The organism is Henriciella mobilis (assembly GCF_003576285.1).
GTDB classification, from domain to species: Bacteria; Pseudomonadota; Alphaproteobacteria; order Caulobacterales; family Hyphomonadaceae; genus Henriciella; species Henriciella mobilis.
In genome coordinates, this window is record NZ_QWFX01000005.1 from 36,771 (window position 1) to 51,304 (window position 14,534).

General features: G+C 60.8%; 14 protein-coding genes. 4 read left to right on the top strand and 10 right to left on the bottom strand.

Annotated elements, in window-relative coordinates; genetic code table 11:
- Positions 1 to 40 precede the first annotated feature (40 nt).
- From D1223_RS00175 to D1223_RS00190, 4 genes are read right to left on the bottom strand one after another with little or no spacing between them, the layout of a single operon-like run.
- Positions 41 to 850 (bottom strand): glycosyltransferase family 2 protein, encoded by an 810-nt coding sequence (locus D1223_RS00175; protein ID WP_119374401.1) that lies wholly within the window; start codon positions 848 to 850, stop codon positions 41 to 43.
- 10 nt (positions 851 to 860) lie between these two features.
- Positions 861 to 1,838 (bottom strand): hypothetical protein, encoded by a 978-nt coding sequence (locus tag D1223_RS00180; RefSeq protein ID WP_119374402.1) that lies wholly within the window; start codon positions 1,836 to 1,838, stop codon positions 861 to 863.
- On the bottom strand, positions 1,831 to 2,676 hold the full coding sequence (locus D1223_RS00185) for a sugar phosphate isomerase/epimerase family protein (RefSeq protein ID WP_119374403.1): 846 nt from the start codon (positions 2,674 to 2,676) through the stop codon (positions 1,831 to 1,833). The genes D1223_RS00180 and D1223_RS00185 overlap by 8 nt, the downstream gene beginning before the upstream one ends.
- On the bottom strand, positions 2,673 to 3,623 hold the full coding sequence (locus D1223_RS00190; RefSeq protein ID WP_119374404.1) for a Rossmann-fold NAD(P)-binding domain-containing protein: 951 nt from the start codon (positions 3,621 to 3,623) through the stop codon (positions 2,673 to 2,675). Before D1223_RS00190 ends, D1223_RS00185 begins: the two co-directional genes overlap by 4 nt.
- Positions 3,624 to 3,799: 176 nt before the next feature.
- Here D1223_RS00190 and D1223_RS00195 point away from each other — a divergent pair, with 176 nt between their 5' ends.
- Complete coding sequence (locus D1223_RS00195; protein ID WP_119374405.1) at positions 3,800 to 4,903, top strand: FAD-dependent oxidoreductase; 1,104 nt, start codon at positions 3,800 to 3,802, stop codon at positions 4,901 to 4,903.
- A gap of 62 nt (positions 4,904 to 4,965) precedes the next feature.
- On the opposite strand, the gene D1223_RS00200 is transcribed toward D1223_RS00195, so the two are convergent.
- The 3 genes from D1223_RS00200 to gmd form a co-directional block, all read right to left on the bottom strand.
- Complete coding sequence (locus D1223_RS00200; protein ID WP_119374406.1) at positions 4,966 to 5,316, bottom strand: hypothetical protein; 351 nt, start codon at positions 5,314 to 5,316, stop codon at positions 4,966 to 4,968.
- A 97-nt stretch (positions 5,317 to 5,413) separates the two neighbouring features.
- On the bottom strand, positions 5,414 to 6,313 hold the full coding sequence (locus D1223_RS00205) for an NAD-dependent epimerase/dehydratase family protein (RefSeq protein ID WP_158588351.1): 900 nt from the start codon (positions 6,311 to 6,313) through the stop codon (positions 5,414 to 5,416).
- Positions 6,297 to 7,334 carry a GDP-mannose 4,6-dehydratase gene (gene gmd, locus D1223_RS00210; RefSeq protein WP_119374408.1) on the bottom strand — a complete coding sequence of 346 codons (1,038 nt, stop codon included), beginning with the start codon at positions 7,332 to 7,334 and terminating at the stop codon, positions 6,297 to 6,299. The genes D1223_RS00205 and gmd overlap by 17 nt, the downstream gene beginning before the upstream one ends.
- A gap of 365 nt (positions 7,335 to 7,699) precedes the next feature.
- Between gmd and D1223_RS18905 the strand changes: the two genes are divergently transcribed.
- The gene (locus D1223_RS18905) at positions 7,700 to 9,292 is read left to right on the top strand and encodes an ABC transporter ATP-binding protein (RefSeq protein WP_199288176.1); all 1,593 of its coding nucleotides are present in this window, start codon (positions 7,700 to 7,702) and stop codon (positions 9,290 to 9,292) included.
- A gap of 40 nt (positions 9,293 to 9,332) precedes the next feature.
- Positions 9,333 to 10,166: an ABC transporter permease gene (locus D1223_RS00220; protein WP_158588352.1), complete on the top strand. Its 834-nt coding sequence runs from the start codon at positions 9,333 to 9,335 to the stop codon at positions 10,164 to 10,166.
- A 31-nt stretch (positions 10,167 to 10,197) separates the two neighbouring features.
- Here the strand turns inward: D1223_RS00220 and D1223_RS00225 are convergent, their stop codons facing one another.
- The 3 genes from D1223_RS00225 to D1223_RS00235 all read right to left on the bottom strand — a co-directional run bounded on the left by D1223_RS00225 (position 10,198) and on the right by D1223_RS00235 (position 13,507).
- Positions 10,198 to 11,199, bottom strand: coding sequence for a glycosyltransferase family 2 protein (locus tag D1223_RS00225; RefSeq protein WP_119374410.1), 1,002 nt, complete (start codon positions 11,197 to 11,199; stop codon positions 10,198 to 10,200).
- Between the two features lie 186 nt (positions 11,200 to 11,385).
- On the bottom strand, positions 11,386 to 12,258 hold the full coding sequence (locus D1223_RS00230) for an FKBP-type peptidyl-prolyl cis-trans isomerase (protein ID WP_119374411.1): 873 nt from the start codon (positions 12,256 to 12,258) through the stop codon (positions 11,386 to 11,388).
- 34 nt (positions 12,259 to 12,292) lie between these two features.
- Positions 12,293 to 13,507: a threonine ammonia-lyase gene (locus D1223_RS00235; RefSeq protein WP_119374412.1), complete on the bottom strand. Its 1,215-nt coding sequence runs from the start codon at positions 13,505 to 13,507 to the stop codon at positions 12,293 to 12,295.
- A 132-nt stretch (positions 13,508 to 13,639) separates the two neighbouring features.
- On the opposite strand from D1223_RS00235, the gene kdsA reads away from it, so the two are divergent.
- Entirely contained in the window at positions 13,640 to 14,494 is an 855-nt protein-coding gene (kdsA, locus tag D1223_RS00240) for a 3-deoxy-8-phosphooctulonate synthase (protein ID WP_119374413.1), read from the top strand.
- Positions 14,495 to 14,534: the final 40 nt, after the last annotated feature.

Genomic DNA, 14,534 nt, shown 5'->3' on the forward strand with positions numbered 1-14,534 from the left:
TAGCTGCGGCGGCATCGATAGCAGGCTTCAGGCACGCTCCCTAGCGGGGATTGTAGGCCCCGCGCAGGACGGCGAACAGAATCTCGATGAGTTTCCACTGCGAGCTGAACCCCTTGATCTTGGTCGGCGTCGGCTCGTTGGCCGGATAGATGCGGCTGGTTGGCAGCTCCTTGACCTTGTAACCGATCTGGCTGGCCCTGGCGGTCAGGTAGGCCAGTAGCTCATAGCCCGAAAACACCGAACGAAACGGTTTCACGCGCTCGTCCAGCAGGTAACGCGCCGAGTATCCGCGGAAGCCCTGTGTCGTATCGGTAAACCAGTGGCGGGCCGCCAGCGACTGGAGCGGCGCATGGATGAGCTTGATCGCGACAAGGCGGGATAAAGGTGTGTGCTCGCTATAGCCGCCCTTGATGAAGCGCGAGGCCTGCAGATAGTCGTAGCCGTCTTCCAGGTGTGAGATGAAGAGCGGGATCGCCTCGACACCATCCTTGCCATTGCCGTCGATGGTGACGATGCCGTCATAGCCTTCAATCAGCGCCCATGCGTAGCCGCACCGCAGCTGCGCGGACAGCTTGCCGGGGCCGGTCTTGGTGATCAGCGCGCGCACGCCGCAGCTTCGCAGGAAATCCAGGTCGAGCGATCCATCGGTCGAACCACCGTCGAGCACGACCACGTCGGCAATGTCGTTGATCCCCTTCTGCGCCATGTCGGACAGCTGGCGGCGGATGCGCTCGCCCTCATTGATGACGGGAATGACCACAACGTAGCGCGAACGCTTTTGAGCCAGTACCTCGGTGTTGAACGCGGGCACTTCCCAGCCGCGTTTTTTCAACTCGGATTCGTAGTCCATCCGGGCCCCATCAGTTTGAGTGGCTGACGACATTCAGGCTCTCCGACTTGCTGAAAAGGGAAAGGTTGGACCATTCGTCCAGCATTTCGTCCCTGCCATGCTGATCGGTCTGCTCGAGCAGCTCTGCCAGCGCGATGCTGAAGAGCGAGAATCCGGACGCCACAAACAAAAGGACGCCGGACAAGATGATCGAGGTCGAGAACCACCCTTCCTGCGGCGTCATCAGGACGAAGGTCAGCACGGCGTACAAGGCGTACATGATGGCGCCGAACGCGAAGAACAGACAGATATAGGAAAACGCCCGCAGATACCTCGGAACAGAGCTTCGTATCAGCTCGATGCCGATCTGGATGCGGTCCGACCAGCTCGAGGACTTCGGGACCGCCTTGGTCGTCATCTGGAGTTCGGAATAGGTGAAAGGCGTCTTTTTCCGGGGGAATCGCAGGTCCAGCTCGTGGTTCTGGCTGCGCAGGATCCGGTTCAGCATCTCGCGGGGCAGCGCCATGGTCGAAAGGTATCTACGGCGAACGGCATAGCGCGACATGAGCCGGAACACGCTGTAGACCGGAAACAGCGAAATGCCGCGCTTCTTGCGCGTCGCGATCATGATGGCCTGCCGTTCGATCGCGGTTCTGGACAGCGTGGCAAGGTCAAGGACAGGCAATTCCTCCGGCGTCGTCAGGACGACGACTTCACCGAGGGCCTCAGAGGCTGCGATCGAGCGCTCGCGATAGCGGGTACAGCTGTCGGGAACCACCAGGATGCGCAGGTTCGGAATGGACGCGATGGCAGGGTCGCGGCGATCGAGGCGCGTAGCCTCGGACTCGCGAACAGTCAGGACGAACTCGTAGTATTCAAGCATGCCCCGCAGCCCGGTTTCCGCCTCCCGCAGTTTCTCCAGCGCGGCGAGCGGCTGCCTGTTCGCGCCGAGGCAAACTGAAAGCAGATAGTCGCTTCGCGGCCGATGTACCGGTGTCTGGTCAGTCATTCGGAATTCCCTGGGCCTGCATCACAGCAGCCGTTCGCTGTAGGCATTCGGACACCGTCTTGAGCGGATCGGAGACGGCGGGTTCGCGCATTTCGATGGAGTACCATCCAGCATAGTCGGTTGCGCTGATCGCCCGGTATGCCTGTTCAAATTCACCCTGCGACTTCGGGGCCGGCGCCAGTTGAGGCTCGCTGATGTGGACATGCGACACCCTCGGCAGGGACTTGCGAAACAGCGACGCGACCTCGGCGAACTCACCGTTCAGGTGGATCGACCCGATGTCGAAGTTGACCGTCACGGCCGGGTGATCGACGAAGACGCAGAATTGGTAGGCTTCATCAATCGTGTTGAGGAAGTCGGTTCCGTAGACGGCCGGATTGGGTTCCAGCGCGATTTTCGTCCCGGCCGCAGCAGCGGCGTCGCCGAGCTTGCGGAAGATGTCGCGGGCCTTTTGTTCCTTGTCTGCCCGTCCGTCTCCAATGATGCGGTTCTTCGGCGACCCGAATACGAGGTTGGGTACGCCAAGCTGGCCGGCAAGGCCGATGGCTCGCTGCATCGCCTTGATAAAGGCGGCCGTTTCGCTTTCGGTGCCGAAGAGATGTGCGTTTTGTACCCCGAACAGCAGCGATTGCATGGAGACCAGCGCAATACCGCGAGCCTCAAGCAGCTTGTCCAGGCGACTGACGGCGTCGGCAGACGGCTTGAACGGGTCCGGCTCGTCAGGAAACAGGAGCCCGGGCGCGAACTCCAGGCCGCGTGCGCCGGCGTCGACCATGATGTCGAGCGCACTGTTCAGCTGGGCCGGATTCCACGCAATATTCGAAATCGCAAGCTTCATACTGGAACGTTGCTTTCATAGAATTTGCGCAGCTGGCTGAGCGTCTCATCCTTGCTGAACAGGTAGGGATTTGTGCGGCCGAATGCCGGGCCATGGACCGTGTGCACGTTCTCGTTCACCCTGGCGGGGCGGTCATTTTCGAACGTGCCGCCGATCAGCTCGGCATGAATATCGGCGGCCATGAGCGGCTCAGCGGTCAGATGGGTAACGTCGAGGTCGGCATCGGTCACGGTATCAATATCGTCTGCGAGCCGTCCGACATTGTAATACTGAAAGCGGCTCTGGGAGTTGGTGAAGAACTTTGCTGACATTCCGAGATCTTCGATGACTTTCCGCATGCCGGCTTCATCGCCAGAGGCTGCCACCGCCTTGCGGTCCAGCTGCCACATGCCGACGGCGTCCGCGAAGGTGTAGTGCCGCGAAAACGGGGCCATGGCGGCCTCGTCCACCGCTTGCCGGATTGCCGCCATCGCTTCGTCCTTGAGGAAGGATGGAAGCGGGTTGATCAGGTCATAGATGAAGTTCTTTTTCAGGCCTTCGCCAAACAGCGCGGGCAGCCGGATGATGTGCAGCTTTTCGCAGGCTTTCCGGGCGGCTTCCTCGAAGGCGCGGCGGTTACGTCCATAGGCGAGGTCCTGCTCGAACAGGCCGGTTGTCTCGTCCTGTGCAGCCGAGACGTCGGCCAGAACGGCGATCGACGAAATGAGGACCAGGCGCTTGATTTTTGCGGAAGCCAGGTGGTCTGCCAAAGCCGTGAGGTTGCGCAGGTCGGCATCCGGATCCTTGTTGGCCAACCACATCGTGGCCGGTGCCCCGGCGCAGACCAGCTGATCGAAAGATTGTCCGGCAATGTCCGCGATTGTGCTGGAGTTGAAGCAGGCATCATAGTGTCGCTGCCGGGTCAGATTTCCACCCACGAAACCGGTGAAGCCAACCAGTCCTTGCAATACTGCCTCCCGAGCTGGTGATGCTGCGACGAGGCTGGCTATATAAGCCGGACCTGACTTTAGCAACCATTGCATGATCGGGCATATGAGCTATGACGCTTGGTGTGAAGAAGACCAGCAGTTCGTTCCTTTCAGCGCCTGTTCAGGCGGCACCTGCTGGCGGGGATTATTGAGTGATGGTTCAGAAGGACGTCGGGATTGTCGGCGGCGGTTTCTATGGCTGCGCACTGGCAGACCAGCTTGCCCGGCGCGGCAACCGCGTCATTCTTTTCGAGACGGAGGCCGAGCTTCTGACGCGCGCATCGCGCGTCAACCAGGCACGGGTTCACACCGGTTTCCACTACCCCCGGAGCATCGTGACCGCGATGCGGTCCAAGGCGCTTCACCGCCGGTTCGCGGAGGATTATCCGGAGGCCGTCGTCTCGGATTTCGAGATGGTCTATGCCATTGCCAAGCGCCGCTCCAAGGTCACGGCGGGCCGCTTTCACCGCATGTTTGCCGACATGGGCGCGCCGATCCGTCCGGTCTCGCCCAGCGTGAGCTCGCTGCTCAACTTCGATCTCATCGAAGGCGCCTTCCTGTGCCAGGAATACGCTTTTGACTGGACGCAGCTGCGCCGGTCCATCATCGACCGGATGCAGAACAGCGGCGTGGAAGTAAGGCTGAAAACGCCCGTGAAACGCCTTGCAGACCACGGCACACACGTCACGATCGAATGCGAAGATGGTGAGCGGGTCGATGTTTCAAGCGCCTACAATGTGACCTACTCCAACATAAACCACCTGCTGGCCGCCAGCGGTCTCGAACAAGTGGGCCTCAAGCACGAGCTGGCCGAAATTGCGTTGATCGATCCACCAGAAGAACTTCAGGGCCTGGCGGTTACGGTCATGGATGGACCGTTCTTTTCCGTGATGCCGTATCCATCCCTTGGCGCCTATTCGTTGACCCACGTTTCCTACACGCCGCATGCGTCCTGGCTGGACAGTGAGGTCGATGGCTCACCGTATGACGTCGCAAAGCGTCTCAATGTGCAGTCGCGCTGGAAACTGATGCAGGCCGATGCCAAGCGCTACATTCCGTCGCTCGAGCACTCGACCTACAGGGCCTCGCTTTTCGATGTGAAAACAGTCCTCGTCGCCAATGAAAGGGATGACGGGCGCCCCATCCTGTTCCGCAAGCACGATTCGACGCGCATTTTTTCGGTGATGGGATCGAAGATCGACAATATTTACGACCTCTTTGATGTGACCGCCGAAGACAACCGGGTCTGCCCGGCCTGAGTGTCCAGGGCTGCTGAATTCCTTTCGGCTGTTCGCTTCTTGCTGTGTGTGATCCGGAAGACTTACTTGCCGCGTCCTGTGAAATAGCCGCCGCTCAGGAGTTTTCTCACGCGTCCCAACGTGCCGTTTCGCAGGTGATGAGCGCCGGTGCGCAGCATGCGGGTGAGCGCCACGGCTATGCTGGGCTTGTGATAAGACCCCACATTCCCTTGGGCCAAGCGCCGCACCCAGGCGCCGACATCACTGTGGGCGCTGGTGCTGGCCCAGGCGCTCCATTCGCCATTGTGAGCCTGCTTCCGGAAGATAATCGTGTCGCCCTTTGGGTCGCCATAGCGCGCTTCAACACTGGGGTGTGCCGATTTCAGGATCGCACTGTAGTGAATGCGCTGTTCCTCGTCGTCCAGATGCGCCAATTCCAGGGTCTCCAATCCAGGTTTTCGAAAGGGCTCGCTCCCTGGCCAGTTCAAAAGTGGTCTCCTGTCGCCAGCGACGGCCAGCGGGCTCTTATGCTCAGCCTTGGATGCACTCGATCATTGATGCCAGCGTCTCTCTTAACTCGAATTTTGGCAGGTCAGGAAGGTTTGCTTCGAGCTTCGTGGCATCCCCGACGATGCGTTCGGGTTCGCCCGGACGCAGGAAGGCGGGGTTCACGGTGAGCTTGATCGAGTTGCCTGTAAGCTGCTCGAGCTCTTTCGGAATATCCGACAAACGGATGGGCGCGCCAGAACAGATGTTGAGCGTCTCGCCGGGCAGCGGCCTGTCAATCAGCCGGGTATACACCTCGACCACGCGGCGAATATCTGAAATGTCGCGGACAAGGTCGAGATTGCCAATCTCGATATCCCGGTTTTCGACGAAGGCGTGCACCAGCTTCGGCACGAGGAATTTCGGATCCTGACCCGGCCCGGTATAGTTGAACGGACGAACGACTGTGATCGGCATCCGGTCCATGTAAAGCCGCGCCAAGTGCTCGGTGCCGAGCTTGCTGACGCCATAGTGGTCGGCCGGCAGGCGCGGATGGTCTTCGGCGATGGCCGCGCCATCGGCAGCCGGCGGTGCGTAAACCTTTGCGCTGGACGGCAGGACCACTGCGCTCAGATCCAGCGAAGCATCGTCCAGCGCCTTCAGCAGCGCGGCCGTGCCCGCCATGTTCGAGGCGTACATCGTAAAGACGTCTTCATCGGGTACGAAGGTGATGGCCGCGAGATGTATGACCGCCGTCGGCTTCGCGTCTTCCACGAGCTGCCTCAGGGAGTCCGGGTCCATCAGGTCAGCGCAGAGGTTGCCAGGCGTCGGATGGCGCGTGGTCCCGACGACTGTATGGCCGGTGGCCTGCAGGCGCTCGATAAGCGGGCGGCCGGTGAAGCTGTCGGCGCCCGTGATCAGTATGGTCTCAGAACGAGGCGCCACGCTCATTTCTCCGAAGGTCGGCTTCCACCATCATCCGGGCGAGCTCTTCAATCGATGTCTTCGCTTTCCAGCCAAGTTCGCGCTCGGCCTTCGATGCATCGCCGATCAGCAGCTCGACTTCGGCCGGGCGGAAATATTCCGGGTTGACGCGCACAACCTGACGGCCGGTTTTCGTGCAGACACCGACTTCGTCGACGCCTTCACCCTTCCAGTCGATCTCGACATCGATTGCCTTGAAGGCGAGCTCGACAAAATGCCGGACGGTCCAGGTCTGGCCGGTCGCCAGGACGTAGGTGTCCGGCGCATCGGTCTCTTCGAGCATCAGGCGCATGCCTTCGACATACTCATCGGCAAAGCCCCAGTCCCGCTTGGCATCGAGATTACCCAGCTCCAGGCAGTCCTGCTTGCCGAGCTTTATGGCGGCGGCGGCGTTGGTGATCTTGCGGGTCACGAATTCGCGGCCCCGAAGCGGGCTCTCATGATTGAAGAGAATGCCGCTGACCCCGAATATGTCGTAGGATTCGCGATAGTTGACGGTCATCCAGTGCGCGTAGAGCTTGGCGACGGCGTAGGGGCTGCGCGGATAGAAGGGAGTGTCCTCATTCTGCGGGACTTCCACGACCTTGCCGTAGAGCTCCGAGCTGGAGGCCTGATAGAAACGGACCCTTGGATTGACCGAGCGAATGGCTTCCAGGCAATGCAGTGGGCCGATGCCTGTAATCTGCGCCGTCGAGACGGGCTGCCCGAAGGAGACGCCGACAAAGCTCTGAGCAGCGAGATTGTAGAAATAGTCCGGCTCGAACTTCTCCAGCAGCCGGATGCAGGACCCCATGTCGAGGAGGTCGAACTCGGCCAGGGTCAGGTTCGGGTGCTCCGTGATTCCGAGTTCCTCGATCCTCCAGAAGTTGAGCGACCCGGTGCGCCGGTAAGTGCCGACAACCGTGTGCCCGCGATCGAGCAGGTTGCGCGCCAGATAAGCGCCGTCCTGGCCCGTGATGCCTGTGATGATCGTTGTCGCCATGAAAGATTTACCAGTGGATTCGGATTGGACTGATCGGGGAAGTTCAGAATTGAATGATGACCATTCAAATGCCGCGATGCTCGTTCATTCTTGAGGCAAATCTCGTAGCCAGACCGGCTAATCATGTCCACCGGCAAATGTTGATCGTGCACTGCCGGAAGCTGCGTCGAGACAATATCGGGGCAGCATGGCATTGCATTTTGGCAGTGCAGCCGGTTCTGCTCAAATATCTGCTGAAACATCGACAAGGCATTGTGATCTCACTAACAAGGTGGGCATGTTCAGGCCGAGCGGTGATGCGAATCAGCTTGTGCCTCGGCCAAGGATTTTGAGCGTTAGTAGCATTAAATCAGGATGGCTTGTTCATGGGCTACTGGAACAAGAAGTACGAACCTCCGGAGTTCGAAGACGAGCAGTCCGGCCCGGTTTCCGGGATCGCTCAATCCGATGATATTGATACGCCAGACGATGATGTTGCGGCAGCGGAGAATGAGATGCCTCACGATGCCGCCGGAGCGGTTGCCAACGGTACAAGCAACGGGCTGGCCAACGGCGCCGCCCGAGACGGAGCTGAATCAACCCAGGGTGAATCCGTTCAGCCGTACCGACCGGTCGAGAGCGGCGCTGTCGAGCCTGCGCAAGACGAGCGCGCGGTGGCCCAGGAAAACACCACCTCGACCGCGGCCTCGCCGGATGAACATCAAATCCAGCCCGAACAGCCAGACCCGGCCAGCCAGCATGACCTGAATACAGAACAGGCTGATCAAGCGTCCCATGCCGAACCGGCACCCGGAATTGAAGCCCGGGAGCAGGCGGTATCTGCCTCAGAGGACGAAGCGGGCGCGCCCGCGCCAGATCTGACAGATCTCGCCGAACCCACGCTTGCGGCGCCAGCCGCCGCGCCCGAAGAGTCCGGCGCCCCTGACGAGGATGGACCTGACCAGCCAAAGCCCATGACGGCCCGGGAATACTGGGGCTTGCCCCCCAGACAATCGCCGGTCGACGAACAGGGCAATCTGACGGAAGGCGCCCACAGTCGGCCCGCAGCAGAGGATGTGGGCGGGCAGGCCGAAGGGCTCGCGGATGCCGCCGTGCCGGCGGCTTTGCCGGAGGCGGTGAAACGGGTTGAACGGGTCGGCGCAGACTTCTTCCCGGCCGAGCATGTGGACCGGAAGCGCAAGAAACTGAAGGGCGGGCTGGTCGAGGACCGGCAAACGCCAACAGTCGTCGTTGACGACGTCACAATCGAATTCCCGGTCGGCCCCTACGCCCAGCGCGGCAGCTTGAAATCGGCCATGTTCTCGCTGTTCGGGCATCGCGAGAAAACGAAGATCCCGGGGGCGATTGCTGCCCTTCGCAGCCTGTCTTTCCGGATCGACCACGGTGAGCGGGTTGCCCTGGTCGGACACAACGGGTCGGGCAAATCGACTTTGCTAAGGGCCCTGGCAGGCGTGTTTCCTGTGCCGCTGGGAAATATCGAGGTGGTCGGCCAGATCGGTACGCTCCTCGATTTCGGGACCGGCTTCGAAGGTGAATCGACTGGCCGCGAAAACATCCTGTATCGCGGCATGGCGATGGGCATATCGCCGGCCAAGATCAAGGAAGTCGAGGATGAGATCATCGAGTTCTCGGCCCTCGGCGATTTTATCGACATGCCGATGCGGACATATTCTGCCGGTATGTTCGTCCGGCTCGGCTTCGCGGTTTCGACGCAATTCTCACCAGACGTGCTGCTGATCGACGAAGTGTTCGGGGCAGGCGATGCAGCCTTCCAGGCCCGCGCCTTCACTCGGATGATGGATGTGGTGAACAGCGCCGGAATCATGGTCCTTGCCACCCACGACTTCAATCTGGTCGAGCAACTGTGCTCACGGGTAATCTGGATCGAGAAGGGGCGCATCGTGGCTGATGGCAAGCCGTCCGAAATCATTCCCGACGTGCGGGCCCATCTGGCGTGAGCCGGCCCGCCTCCAGCCTCTGAAAGAAAGAGCGGATTTCATGTCGTACCGGAACTACCTCATTGCCCCGCCCAAGGCGTTCAATCCACCGCGCTATGTTCAGGAGCTCCTGAGGTACCGCCACCTCAGTGTGAACCTCATGGCGTCTGACATTCGCTCGCGCTTCCGGCGCAGCAGGCTGGGCGTTCTGTGGGCGATCATCCAGCCCATGGTGTACGCCATGGTGATTGCCTGGGTTTGGGGGTCGATCTTCCAGATGGACGGCTACTGGGAGTTCGCGATCTACCTCTATAGCGGGCTTATCATCTGGGATTACTTTTCGACCGTCACGATGGTGTCGATGGACGCCCTGGTGAATGCAGGCGGATATCTGAAGCAGAGCCGGATTCCGTTCTTCATATTCCAGCTGAGAGTGCCGATGACCGCAGCGTTTATCAGTCTGCTCGGTATTGTTGGCCTCCTCGTCCTGAAAACGCTTGTCGATCCGCCGGTGCCTTTGACGGTGAACCTGCTGCTGATGCCGCTCTACTACGTCATCCTGCTGGCCTTCGGTCTGCCGGTCGCAATCATCATGTCATTGCTCGGCGCACAGTTCCGGGACGTTCAGCATATTACGGGCCTTGCAGTCCAGGGGCTGTTTTTCCTGACACCGGTCATGATTACGCGCGATATTCTCGACAAGCCGGAACTTCAAATTCTCAACTATATCAATCCGGTCACGCCGCTGATCCATATGTTCAGGGATCCGATGATCTACGGCAAAGCCTGGAACCCGGAAGAGGTTCTCACCATGGGCATCTGGATCGTCGTGCTCTGGGTTCTAGCGGTGGTGCTGTCGCTCGGATTTGGCCGCAAGCCGATCTATCTGGTCTAGCGCGAAGCCGCTCCAAAACCGGATGGGCCGGTCAGGTTTTCTTGATCGGCCTGATATGGCTGAGCCGTGCGGAAAGCCGGACCGGATTCCAGCTCATCCGCCGGGAGAGAGTGAGGATCGATATCCTGCGCTGGCCGGCCTTGTAGTCGCTCTCTCGCCGCAAGCGCCAGCCGCCCTTCAGGCCGTCGAGAAGGCCCTTCTTCAGGCCGTCATGGTCATTGCGTTTGCGGTTTCGCATGTAGATGTAGGCGAGCATCAGGATGTGACCCGGAAAGGTCAGCACTAGCAGGAGCAAGGGGGTGTTCTTGATGAACAGCCAGGTCCGGTTCCGGTTGCCGTGATAGGTGGTGAAGTAGGAGTAGCGTCCTGAGATCGCGCTGCCCTCATGATGGACAACCGCATCGGGCAGGAACAGGCAGTCATGCCCCAGAAGCTGGAGCCTGTATCCGAGGTCGACATCCTCGCAGTAGCAGAAAAAGCGTTCGTCGAAGCCGCCAACATCGAGGAACAGGCGCTTGCGGTAGACTGCGCTCGCGCCGCAGGCGCTGAAACAGTATCCTTCCGGCGGCAGCTCCTCGATGGGCCGTCCGAACCCGCCGCGCCACGGGATACCGAATATGCTGTAGGCATCGCCGATCCCGTCGAGCTGGCTGGGTGTGTTCAGGTCGATTTGCGCGCAAGTGAAGGTGGAGATATCCGGGTGTCGTTCTATGCCCCTGGCAATGCTTTCGAGCCAGTCTTCCTTCGCGATGCAGTCCGGGTTTAGCAGGATGAGCCATTCCCCTTGTGCCTCGTGAGCGGCGATGTTGTTGCCCTTGGCGAAGCCGTGATTTTCCGTCTGCCGGAGCACCCTAACCCGCTCGAGCCCAGACAGATCTACGGAGTCAATCGAGCCGTCGGCGCTGGCATTGTCGACGAGCAGGAGTTCAAAATCACTGAACGTCTGCGCGGCCAGCGAATCGAGCGCTCGCTGAAGGCAACTACCGCCATTGTAGTTCACGATGATGACGCTGAAAAAAGGGGCGCTATTCATTATGCGTCAATGGCCAGGGGGCTGGAGAGGCAGAAGTGCATCGATAAAACCTAGCCGGTGAGAACAGACTTGGGAACGCGCCAGATGCTGGCGGCAAAGACGTGCCGGGATTGGCGCAGCTGCTATCTCCGACTCGTCGGGCCGCCCAGGCGACAGCGCGGACTGGGCGGCCTGAACCGATCCTCCTTATTGCGTTTTGAGGACGTCGATCAGTTCCACCTCGAAATTGAGGTCGGCATTCGGCGGTATGCCGGCCGGATGCCCGCGCTCGCCATAGGCAATGTCAGACGGCACATGCAGCAGCCAGTGATCGCCGGGCCGCATCATCGAAAGCGCTTCCTTCCAGCCGGGAATGACGCCGCTGGCCGAGAACATGATCGGCTCGCCGCGCTGGTAGGCGCTGTCGAAAACCTCGCCGGTCTCGGCAAACCGGCCCTCATAGAGGACCACAACTGTATCACTCGGGAGCGGTTTTGCACCGTCTTCCGGGCCGCTTTCGAGGACAACGTATTCGAGGCCTGAATCGGTTTTCTGCACGTCTTCATTGCTGGAATCCCAAGGCGTGTACTTGTCCCAGGCCGCCTCATCAGCGGGCTTTGGTGCAAACACCTTTTCCAGCTTCACCCGGAAGATGAGGTCGTCGCCCGGCTTGATCTTGCTGCCTGGGCGCGGGTTCTGGCCGTAGCCGATCTCGGAGGGAATGTAGAACACATACTCATCGCCCTCGGACATCAGCTGCAGGCCCTGCGTCCAGCCGGGAATGACCTGGCCGACACCGAAAATAGCCGGCTGGCCGGTTCCGAAGTTTCCGTCGAACACGGTGCCATCCGTCAGCCGGCCTTCATAGAAAACCTGGACCGTCGAGGATATGCCTGGCGACGCGCCATCTTCCGGGCCTTCCTCGACCACGACGTACTGCAGGCCGTTCTTCGCTTCCTGGACGTCCGCGCGATCTGGATCCCATGGGAAGAAACTGTCGAAATCAGTGCTCGGTGAGCCGCCGCAGGCAGCGAGCGTGGCGGCGGTCAGGGCGAGGGCGAGCGTGCGGAGAGCTTTCATGGTGAGGTCCTGTGATAGCCGCTTCTGCGGGGGGTCAGTTTCGTCTCGGCGGATAGCCGGCCTGGGCCAGCGCGTCGATGATTTCCTGGGTGTGCTGGGCGTCGCGCGTTTCCATCAGGATATCGAACTCGGCGCCCTTGGCGGGCACGTCGAGCGCGATCCTGTTATGGGCGACTTCCATGATATTTGCGCCATTGTCGCCGATGATCTTCGAGACCAGCGCCAGCAGGCCGGGGCGGTCGTCGCCGATGATGCGGATATTGGACAGGCGCTTTTCCCGCACCAGCGCGCGCGTCAGAACAGAGGCGAGCAGGCGGGTATCGATGTTGCCGCCACAGAGGATCAGGCCGACGCGTTTGCCGGTGAACTTCGCCGGGTGCGCCAGCATGGCGGCAAGGCCCGCGGCACCAGCGCCTTCGGCGATCGTCTTCTCGACGTCGGCAAACAGGGTGATCGCGCGCTCAAGGTGCTCTTCTTCGGCCAGCACGATTTCGTCGACGAGCGCAAGAACGACCTTTTCTGTCAGGTGGCCGGGCTGCTTCACGGCGATACCTTCCGCAATCGAAGCGCCACCGGACTTTGATTCACTGCCCCTGATCGCAGCATACATGCTTGGATACATCGCGGCCTGCACACCGATGACCTTGATGTCCGGCTTCAGCGCTTTTGCGACGGTGGCGCTGCCCGAAATCAGGCCGCCCCCTCCGATCGGCACGACAAGAATGTCGAGATCCGGCCCATCCTCGAACATTTCGAGGGCAGCCGTGCCCTGTCCAGCCATGATGTGCGGATCGTCAAAAGGGTGGATGAAGGTCAGCCCTTCGCGCTGGCGAACGGTTTCGGCATAGGCCTTCGCCTCGTCGAATGTATTGCCCTCCAGCAGGACGCGCGCGCCGAAGGCGCGGGTATGCTCGACCTTGTTGAACGGCGTGGTGACGGGCATCGTAATGGTAACCGGAATGCCGAGGCGCCGGCCGTGATAGGCGACCCCTTGCGAGTGGTTGCCAGCAGAGGCTGCGATAACCCCGGCCGCCTTTTCCGCATCGGTCAGGCGCGAAAGCTTGTTCAGCGCGCCGCGCTCCTTGAAGGAGGCGGTGAACTGCAGGTTCTCGAACTTGATCCAGACTTCGGCGCCAGTGATCTCCGACAAGGTGCGCGATTTGCGCAGCGGCGTACGCTCGACCTGCCCTTCCAGGACGCGTGCGGCATCGCGGACATCGTCCAGGCTTATCGGCAGTTTTTCGCTCATCGCGCACGGGTCCTGTCTTGAACGCGGCGCACCCTATTGAGCCCGGTTCCCAAGGGCAAGCGGTAGTTGCGGACTTGCTGCGGGAGGCGCTCTTGTCTATTCGCGAGGCACTCGAAACAACAGGACAAGCCCATGTCGGATCTCAAGCTCGCCCCCTACGGAATGTCGATTGGCGAAGGTCACCCGATGGTCGTCATGGCAGGGATGAACGTTCTGGAAAGCCGCGATCTGGCCCTGCGCATCTGCGAGCATCTGAAGGGCGTCTGCGACAAGCTTGGCCTGCCCTATGTCTTCAAGGCGAGCTTCGACAAGGCGAACCGCTCCTCGATCAGTTCCTATCGCGGGCCGGGCCTCGAGGAGGGGCTGAAAATCCTCGCCGATGTGAAGGCCGAATTCGGCGTGCCGGTGATCACCGACTATCACACCCCCGAACAGGCCGGCCCGGTGGCCGAGGTTGCCGAGATCATCCAGGTGCCGGCCTTTCTCTGCCGCCAGACCGACCTTGTCGTGGCCGGCGCCGAGGCGGTGAAAGCGCGCGATGGCTGGCTGCATGTGAAGAAGGCGCAGTTCCTCGCGCCATGGGACTGCAAGAACATCATCACCAAGGTCGGCGAGGTCACCGGCCCGAAAAACCCGACCATCCTCTGCGAGCGCGGCGCCTCTTTCGGGTACAACAATCTCGTCGTCGACATGCTGGGCATCCCGGTGATGAAGCAGCTCGGCGTTCCGGTCACCATCGATGCCACCCATGCGGTCCAGCTGCCGGGCGCCGACCCGCGCACCGCTGGCGGATCGACAGGCGGGCGGCGCGAAGGCGTGGCGGTCATCGCCAAATCAGCCATGGCGGCCGGTGCCGACGGGGTCTTCCTCGAATTCCACCCCGACCCGGACAAGGCCCTCTGCGATGGTCCGAGCTGCCTGCCGCTTGAAGCCGCCGAGCCGCTGCTGAAGACGCTGAAGACCATCCACCAGGCGGTCCGCGCCTAGAGCAAGTTCGGAGCAAACGGGAACGTTTGCGAACGGATAC

Bases quoted from the DNA above. Each gene is read 5' to 3' on its own strand.
- D1223_RS00175 (WP_119374401.1), bottom strand. From the start codon at position 850: ATGGACTACGAATCCGAGTTGAAAAAACGCGGCTGGGAAGTGCCCGCG.
- D1223_RS00180 (WP_119374402.1), bottom strand. From the start codon at position 1,838: ATGACTGACCAGACACCGGTACATCGGCCGCGAAGCGACTATCTGCTT.
- D1223_RS00185 (WP_119374403.1), bottom strand. From the start codon at position 2,676: ATGAAGCTTGCGATTTCGAATATTGCGTGGAATCCGGCCCAGCTGAAC.
- D1223_RS00195 (WP_119374405.1), top strand. From the start codon at position 3,800: ATGGTTCAGAAGGACGTCGGGATTGTCGGCGGCGGTTTCTATGGCTGC.
- gmd (WP_119374408.1), bottom strand. From the start codon at position 7,334: ATGGCGACAACGATCATCACAGGCATCACGGGCCAGGACGGCGCTTAT.
- D1223_RS18905 (WP_199288176.1), top strand. From the start codon at position 7,700: ATGGGCTACTGGAACAAGAAGTACGAACCTCCGGAGTTCGAAGACGAG.
- D1223_RS00220 (WP_158588352.1), top strand. From the start codon at position 9,333: ATGTCGTACCGGAACTACCTCATTGCCCCGCCCAAGGCGTTCAATCCA.
- D1223_RS00225 (WP_119374410.1), bottom strand. From the start codon at position 11,199: ATGAATAGCGCCCCTTTTTTCAGCGTCATCATCGTGAACTACAATGGC.
- D1223_RS00230 (WP_119374411.1), bottom strand. From the start codon at position 12,258: ATGAAAGCTCTCCGCACGCTCGCCCTCGCCCTGACCGCCGCCACGCTC.
- D1223_RS00235 (WP_119374412.1), bottom strand. From the start codon at position 13,507: ATGAGCGAAAAACTGCCGATAAGCCTGGACGATGTCCGCGATGCCGCA.
- kdsA (WP_119374413.1), top strand. From the start codon at position 13,640: ATGTCGGATCTCAAGCTCGCCCCCTACGGAATGTCGATTGGCGAAGGT.